The following is a 2,020-nucleotide window of genomic DNA, read 5'->3' as shown; positions in this document are numbered from 1 at the left end:
TATTCCTGAACTTGGGGCTGCTCCGTTGGCGATGGTTCGCAATGCAGGCATGGCCGTGCAAGTGAGCGGTATCGAGCAAGAGATTGTCATTGATATGAATTTATTTGAATGGGACAAAATCTACATCAATCCACTCTATGGAAAAACTCGCCCGCAAATTGATTTCCCGATTTTACAAGACCTCTACGCCAAAGGTGAATTGATTTTGGATAAAATGGTTACTCGAACCTACTCGCTCAATGATTTACCCAATGCCTTTGCCGATATGCACGCAGGCCGCAACGCCAAGGGTGTTATTGTGTTTTAAAAAATTTAAAATGAGTCAATTTTTCACCACCGAAAAAGCCACTTTTCAAGGCTTAGATTTCATTACGATTAAGAGTAATGCCTTAAAACATCGTGCCGATATTACAGTTTATGCTCCACCAAATTTAGGTGAGTCGGCAACTCCGCTTGTTATTTTGTTGCATGGTGTTTATGGCAGTCATTGGGCGTGGACGATGAAGGGAAATGCTCACATAACCGCTCACCACCTCATAGAAACTGGGCAAATAAAACCGATGATTTTGGCGATGCCTTCTGATGGATTATATGCCGATGGCAGTGGTTACATTCCACATCAAACCGCTGATTATGAACGTTGGATTGTAGAAGATGTGGTTGAAGTAATGAAAGAGCAGTACGCACAAATAACTGAAGAATCGCCCATTTTTATTGCTGGACTTTCGATGGGTGGATTTGGAGCTTTGCGTTTGGGGGCGAAATATCCGACCGTATTCAAGGCTTTTTCGGGGCTTTCATCTATCACTCATTTTAATCAAATCGGAGAATTTGTGTCTGATTTTGAGCAATTAAAGCAAGATGCCTTAGAGCAAAATGGTGTTTTAGACTGGGTTTTAAAAAACAAAGACATCATTCCTCCTTTTCGATTTGACTGTGGAACTGATGATATTTTGATAGAATACAACCGCCAATTACACAATGAACTTAATAATCACGGAATACCACACATTTATGAAGAATTTTCGGGCGGCCATACTTGGGAATATTGGACAGAACATCTTACAGAAACATTGATGTTTTTTAATAAGCAATTAGTCTGAAATTTACTTTTACTACTCCCATAAACAAAAAAAGCAAGAGAAAATCTCTTGCTTTTTCCAACCTAAACCTAATAAATTCTAATGACAAAATGGAATGTTTGATAAATCAATATTCTGCTTAATAATATGCGGGAACGAAATAATTAAGCCTCTAAAAATTAACCATAATCCGATTAATGAATACGTAATCGGAATTAGTTTTGGTAACTTTGCCCCGAAGGTTTTTCTAAGCCACGTTGCACCTAAACTCACTCCCAACATCATCGGTAAAGTGCCGATACCGAATAAAAACATGAATAACATTCCATCGGTGAGGGCCTCAGTGAGAAATGCTCCGCTTAATGCGGCATAAACTAACCCACAAGGTAAAAAACCATTCAAAATACCAAAAGAAAACTGCGTTGTGAGAGAATGTTTCTTGAACAATTTTGACAATGATGCTTTGATATAATTAGTAAATTTGAATACATAACCATTCAAACTTAGTTTTTGTTGCCAAGACTTGGGCAAAAACACACCAACTAAAATCAATCCCCCCAAAAGAATTGAAAGCGACTTTTGAGATACAAAATAGGTAGTGCTTTCTCCGATAAAACCCACTAAAAGTCCAAGCACTGCATAAGTCATTATTCTTCCACCATTATATAATACTCTGCCCATGATAAACTTCCAGCGTTTGGAAGTATCGGCTGGTAACATCATGGCAATTGGCCCACACATACCAACGCAGTGTAAACTACCAATAAAGCCCATTATGAATGCTGAGTAAAACATTTTTTTGAGTTCTGAATTCTGAGTTGAGAGTTCTGAAAAGAGTATTTTAAACTCAGAATTCAGAACTTAAAACTCAGCACTCTATAAGGTCATTTTTTCTTCTTTGTAATATCCTTTGCCGTCTTTATTCCAAGTGACTTTTA

The 2,020-nt window shown here is 37.9% G+C and carries 2 protein-coding genes and 1 pseudogene; 2 read left to right on the top strand and 1 reads right to left on the bottom strand.

The features are described from left to right. Positions 1–307: pseudogene (locus ACOVO2_RS18750) on the top strand (histidine kinase); the annotation flags it as partial. Positions 308–317: 10 nt separating this feature from the next. Further along, entirely contained in the window at positions 318–1,103 is a 786-nt protein-coding gene (locus ACOVO2_RS18745; protein WP_421771443.1) for an alpha/beta hydrolase, read from the top strand. 78 nt (positions 1,104–1,181) lie between these two features. Here the strand turns inward: ACOVO2_RS18745 and ACOVO2_RS18740 are convergent, their stop codons facing one another. Then, on the bottom strand, positions 1,182–1,877 hold the full coding sequence (locus ACOVO2_RS18740) for a sulfite exporter TauE/SafE family protein (protein WP_421771442.1): 696 nt from the start codon (positions 1,875–1,877) through the stop codon (positions 1,182–1,184). Positions 1,878–2,020: the final 143 nt, after the last annotated feature.

The organism is Emticicia sp. (genome assembly GCF_049241225.1).
Taxonomy (GTDB): domain Bacteria; phylum Bacteroidota; class Bacteroidia; order Cytophagales; family Spirosomataceae; genus Emticicia.
The sequence above is the reverse complement of the archived record's forward strand: the minus strand, read 5'-3'. Positions and strand labels throughout refer to the sequence as shown.